This is a genomic window from Cryobacterium sp. MLB-32 (assembly GCF_000738085.1).
Taxonomy (GTDB): Bacteria; Actinomycetota; Actinomycetes; order Actinomycetales; family Microbacteriaceae; genus Cryobacterium.
Genome location: NZ_JPRS01000239.1, coordinates 1 through 5,579, shown reverse-complemented (window position 1 = coordinate 5,579; position 5,579 = coordinate 1). Strand labels below are relative to the sequence as shown.

Below are 5,579 nucleotides of genomic sequence, written 5' to 3'. Positions count from 1 at the left end.
TATCTCCTGGCCAAGGATGCGCTCGAGGAATTCACTCAGTCCAATGACGACGCGATCGACCTTGGCGATGTTGTCTGGCCCGCGTGAGCTACACGATCAGATTCACTCCGAAGGCGGCGAAACAGGTCAGGGGGCTCGACTCGGCCGCCGCGAAACGGATTCGCGATTTTCTTGAGCAGAAACTCGCCCAGCTAGACAATCCGCGCCAGCTTGGCAGGAAGCTCGTCAACGAAGATTTCTGGAGCTACCGGGTCGGCGACTACCGACTCCTCACGAACATTGACGACGACCAAATCCTCATCCTCATCGTCGAGGTCGCACACCGTCGCGAGGTCTACGGCAAGCTCTAAACACAACAGCGGCGTCGTCTACCACGCCACGTGCGTTGTTGCCAACGCAACGGTTGCGCCCCGCAAGACGTTCCCCGTACGGGACGACAACGAGTGTCGAACTCGGTGCGGATGAATTGTGTGCGAGCGCGGAAAGCGACACAGGCCGCACTCGGGGCGCACCCGCGCGAACTGGATATGCCCATCGGCCAAGAACAGCTCCGGCCGGCAGTCGCAGCCACACTCCGGGCAGAGGTGCTTGCCCTTGTCCGTGCGAGGAAACACTGCTTTAGATTCCCGCCAACGCAGCGTATTTGCCGGAGCTGTTGAGCGAGGCGGAGAGCCTCTGCCGCGACACCCCGAGGTCTCGGGCTACCAACGCTTTCGGCACGCCGGCATCGACCCGCGCGCGGGCCTCGGCGATCTGCTCCACGTCTAGCTTCGGAGCCTTCTCGTATTTCCCGTCACGCTTCGCGATTGCGATGCCCTCCGCCTGACGCTCACGGATGGTCTTTCGCTCCAACTGAGCGATCGCGGCAAGAACTGTGAGCATGAACTCGCCCTGAGGAGTATCCGAATTCAGGGCCGGGTTGTCGACGAACTCCAGTGCGACACCCTTCCCCTTAAGCTGTTCGACGAGCGCGAGAAGGTCGGTCGTGGAACGCGCGAGACGATCCGGTGACTTCACGCGCACCTTGTCGCCATCGCGCACATATGTGAGCATCACCTGGAGCTGCGCCCTGTCGTGGGCGTTCTTACCCGAAACCTTCTCGGAGAACATCTTGTCCACGGCGCCGAGCGCTTCGACCTGCCGTGCTTCGTTCTGGTCGGCGGCATGAGTACCAACACCGGCCGAGAGCCTGCACGAGACATGAGCATCGAAGGCCGCTCCCCGGAGGGTTCCATAGCCGGAACCTGCTGGGCCACGGACGAAAATGGCGTCACCACCGCCTGCTGACCGTGCAGCTTGCTCGACCAGCGCTGAGCAGATCTTCGAGGTCCATTCATCGATCGGGTGACGTCTAGCCCTTCTGGCTTCGTGCCCATGTCGAGCGCTTGCTCGTAAGCCCCCACCCGGACAGCACACTCCCGCACGTCACAACCATGAAATCCCCCGACGAGCCTCTGCTCCTCAGGGGATTCTTCGCGTATGCGACTCTATGACCAAGCGAAAGAGATGGATCATGGCTGAAATCAGGGAAGCAACATCCGAAGAACCTGTATGTGCCGGTCCGCCGGTAAGCGCTCCAGCAAACACGCCTGAGAAGCCGAGTTCGTTCTTTTTTAGCGCAGGCCGCGGAGCTGACGTTGACGTTGAAGCGTTGAAGCGTTGAAGCGTTGAAGCGTTGAAGCGTTGAAGCGTTGGCCGACAATGTTGGAGTCCCGGTTGCGGGACACATTGTGGCTTGCAAAAGGGAATGACCCGGTCGAGGCGAAATCCCGCCCGCGACAAGATGGGGCAGAGAATGGCGAGTGCTTAGCCGACTAGTCGGGTGACCGCAGCCAACCGCGCATGCTCCTTGTGCGACCGTTGACTGCGGTCAGCCCGGCCCTCCAAAGGTGCAGACCCCTAAGCTGAAGCCAACCACGCAACTCCGACATGCGAAGGCACGCAGAATGTCCTCCACACCAGCTAGGAAGCGTTTCCTCATCGGAGCGGTCATGGCTCTCGCCGCGCTCATCTCGCTCTCCGCACTCGGCCTCGGCGGCTACGCGGCATACACCTCCATCTTCGGGACTAGCTCCGGCTGCCTGGACACGGTTACGCAGGTCGGCGAAGCCATCCAGGTGACCGAGGCGGGGACCGTTGAGTCCTCGAAAACATTCGACGGTGGCGGTGTCTCTGCCTGCGCTGACCCGACCATGACAGTTGTCCTCTCAGGTCCCGACGCCGCCACGAACATCGAGACGAACTTGGCAGCAGCCGGCTTCATCGAAAAGACCCCCGGATGGTGGTCGAGGGACGACGCGTACGTCACTGTTGAGAGCCAGAGTCCGGGAACGACGACTGTGCAGATCCGCAGCAACTGAGACCTGTGACACCTGTAATGGGTGTAGGCCAGGGGTTATTCTCGGTCGATGGCCACGAAAGTGCGCTGATAGCTTCGACAACGTGTGGGCTCATGGCCCTATCGTCGCTGAGGAAAAATGGGGGATCATGAAACGCTTTGTGCTGAAGATAACTGTGGCAGCGGTGGTCGCCGCCACAGTCTCGCTAACACCTCTTGCGCTTCCGCCAGCGTCTGCCGCGGGATGTTTCAACTACGAGTTCATCGGGGCGCGAGGTTCCGGCGAACCAGGTGATTACGCGGCGGGCGACGGCAGCTCCGTGGGTATGGGGCCGATGCTCTACCAGACGTGGATCAGCCTCAACAAGCTGGCTGTCACGGCCGGGAAGACCGTTCGGTCCTACGGCGTGCATTACGACGCCATCGCCGTCGATAACGGGCACGGCTTCGCCGAAGCCATCCACCTGGGCGTCGCATTCGACCGCTCGGTCCAGATGGGCGCTGACGACGCCAAGCTCGAAATGAGCCGAACACACAAGGTCTGCTCTGACACCAAATTCATCCTCGGTGGCTACTCGCAAGGGGCCCAGGCAATGGGCAAGCTGATCGCCTCCCTCTCCGCTGACGAGAAGAGCCGTGTAGCGGCGACCATCCTCTACGGCGACCCGATGTTCAACGACTCCGACACGTTGTCCAACTTCTCGAACTACGACCCGAACCACAGCGGGTTCAACGCACCGCGCACCCCATGGCCGGCGCTGATCAGCACCCCTGTCGTCAGCTACTGCCATGACGGTGATATCTTCTGCGGCCTGACGACTCCCGGGTTCACCATCGGCAGCACGCAGTATTTCATCCGCGATTTCGCGCACATCAAATCGGTGCAGGACAAGAACAAAAACGACACCCTGTTCACCGAACATGAAAACTACGACAACGACGGTAACCCGGTTGAAGCCGCGGCGAAGCTTGCGAAAATCCTGGGATTCGCTGCACCAGCCAGCCCGAAGACTGCACCGTCAGACACCGTCTTCGTCATCGACTCCACCGGTTCCATGGGTGATGAAATCAGCGCTGTTGAAGCCAATGTGGTTCAGCTGGCGAAAACGATCGCCTCGAAGTCGGGCAACTACCGGTTCGCGCTCGTCGACTACAAGGACGGCGCTGAGCAAGGCGACGCGTACCAAGCCCAGGTCGACGTGCCTTTCACCGACAACACGGATGTGTTCGCGGCTGGTGTGAACGCGATCACCGCCGATGGTGGCGGTGACTGGCCTGAGTCCATGTACTCGGGGATAATGGCGGGGCTGAACCTACCCTGGCGCGATGGGGTGAAGAAGTCCGTGATCGTCATCGCTGATGCCCCTGGAAAGAACCCGGAGCCGGGAACCGGCTACACCCTGCAGACGCTAATCGACAAGGCGTTTGCTGTCGACCCGGCCCAGATCTATTCGGTGCCGGTCCGCGCTGACGCCGAAGCTGTGGCGTTCATGCAGGCGGTGTCCGACGGTTCCGGCGGAACGGTCACGTCAGCGGCCACCTCCGAAGAGTTCATCGCCAGCCTCGAATCAGCCATCATTCAGGCTGGCTCCGCCCCAGCTGCTCTCGTCGTTGGCGATGACACTGTGGAGACAGGCGCTGACACGAAGTTCAGCGCCGCTGGCACAATATCGGACCCTGCCGACCCGATCGTCGCCTACGACTGGAACTTCGGTACCGGCACCCCGGCCGGCAAGTACGACGTGTCCTCCGTTGAGCCGGTCGTCTCGACGAAGTTTGTGACCCCGGGCACCTACACAGTCGCAGTTCGAGCCCACGCCCAGAGCGGCCTAGTGGGCCTGGCGACAGCAGCGGTGGTCGTCGCGGACCCTCCCTCCGACAAACCTGGCGCACCGACGTCGCTGACCGCGACCGGTGGGGACGGGTCTGTTTCCCTCCAGTGGAAGGCGTCGGCCGAAGCTGACTTCTACGTGGTGGAGGACGGCGACGGGAAAGTCATTGACACGTTCGCGCCGCAGTTCCCGGACTTGGCGACCGTCGCCTGGTCTGACGCCCTGCTCGACCCTGGTGTCACGAAGACGTACAGCGTTCGAGCGGGTAACAGCAAAGGCCTTAGTGCCGCGGTTGGCCCGGTGAAAGCGGTGACAACCGGTGCTTCGACACCGACACCTACGGCGATGCCGACGCCTGTAGTCACTCCGGAGCCAACAGGCACCGCGGCGCCGGCCGCAACACCTGAAACCAGCCGTCTCAAGCTAGCCGCCTTCACGGTCCAGGCTGGCGGGACTGTTTCCTTCACCGGCGATGGGTTCACGGCTGGTCAGAACGCGGCTGTCTGGCTGCATTCGACCCCGACGAAGCTCCAAGCGTTCACCGCGCAGTCGGACGGGTCGCTGGCCGGCACCGTTACCATCCCCGCGTTGACAGAGCCCGGTGCGCACCAGATTGAAGTCCGAACCTCAGACGGGTCGGTGTTCGCGGACCTCACCGTGACCGCGAAATCTGGGACTACGGCGCTGGCCAGCGCCGGTGTTTCCCTGGACCTCTGGTGGCCGTACACCGCCCTGCTTCTCGGAGCGGGTGGCATCCTGATCACAGTGTCACGGCGTCGGCACCGCACGGCTGACTAGGCGCCACCGACCGTGCCACGGTGCCGGTGAGCGGTTGCTCGTCCTCCTGAGCGTCCACGCACCGGCACTGCCGTGTCAGCCGCACACGTCCGTCTACCGCACAGGTAGTCAGCAGGCCAGTCTCTCCCGTTGTCCTTCTGGGCGTTCCGCTTACGGGCACACGGGGATGGACAGTGGCGAAAGCCAACCCCAGGGTCTCTCACTGACATCCGACAATCGATCACGTGTTGGCATGTCGGCGGTCGCATTGCCATTTTTCGCATAGGACCAATTGCCCTTTGCTTGGAATAGGTGCCAGGGTCGTGTATCGCGTGGCGCAGGCGCTGCTTGGGTTATGGAACAACCCGTCGACGCCGAGATATGCACAGGGCTTGGCATACTGGGCGTCATGGCTGTTGCATTGTGTGTGTTTTGTGCGGGACTTCAGACCGGTGAGCTGGACATCGTTGCAGCTGGGCAGCTCGTCGTCGCGGTCTATGATCGTCACCCGATCAACCGGGGTCATGTACTCGTCATTCCCAAGCGTCATGCCCCTGACCTCTCCTCTTTGACCCTGGACGAGCTCGTCGAAGCGGCGATAGTTGCTCAACGCGTGGATCGGGCGCTCAGGG

General features: G+C 61.9%; 5 protein-coding genes. 4 read left to right on the top strand and 1 reads right to left on the bottom strand.

The window, feature by feature from the left end; genetic code table 11:
* The first annotated feature begins 83 nt into the window (after window positions 1-83).
* A complete protein-coding gene (locus tag JF66_RS16815) occupies window positions 84-350 on the top strand; it encodes a type II toxin-antitoxin system RelE/ParE family toxin (RefSeq protein WP_035879819.1) in 267 nt (88 codons plus the stop codon).
* 268 nt (window positions 351-618) lie between these two features.
* Here the strand turns inward: JF66_RS16815 and JF66_RS25075 are convergent, their stop codons facing one another.
* Window positions 619-1,416 (bottom strand): recombinase family protein, encoded by a 798-nt coding sequence (locus JF66_RS25075; protein WP_255351541.1) that lies wholly within the window; start codon window positions 1,414-1,416, stop codon window positions 619-621.
* A 530-nt stretch (window positions 1,417-1,946) separates the two neighbouring features.
* On the opposite strand from JF66_RS25075, the gene JF66_RS16805 reads away from it, so the two are divergent.
* The 3 genes from JF66_RS16805 to JF66_RS22425 form a co-directional block, all read left to right on the top strand.
* The gene (locus JF66_RS16805; protein WP_156109869.1) at window positions 1,947-2,360 is read left to right on the top strand and encodes a hypothetical protein; all 414 of its coding nucleotides are present in this window, start codon (window positions 1,947-1,949) and stop codon (window positions 2,358-2,360) included.
* A gap of 127 nt (window positions 2,361-2,487) precedes the next feature.
* Window positions 2,488-4,968 carry a cutinase family protein gene (locus JF66_RS16800; protein WP_035879816.1) on the top strand — a complete coding sequence of 827 codons (2,481 nt, stop codon included), beginning with the start codon at window positions 2,488-2,490 and terminating at the stop codon, window positions 4,966-4,968.
* 334 nt (window positions 4,969-5,302) lie between these two features.
* A partial coding sequence (locus JF66_RS22425) for an HIT family protein (RefSeq protein ID WP_156109868.1) occupies window positions 5,303-5,579 on the top strand: 277 nt, incomplete at its 3' end.

Excerpts from the sequence above, each read along its gene's own strand:
- JF66_RS16805 (WP_156109869.1), top strand. The coding sequence starts at position 1,947 with ATGTCCTCCACACCAGCTAGGAAGCGTTTCCTCATCGGAGCGGTCATG.
- JF66_RS16800 (WP_035879816.1), top strand. The coding sequence starts at position 2,488 with ATGAAACGCTTTGTGCTGAAGATAACTGTGGCAGCGGTGGTCGCCGCC.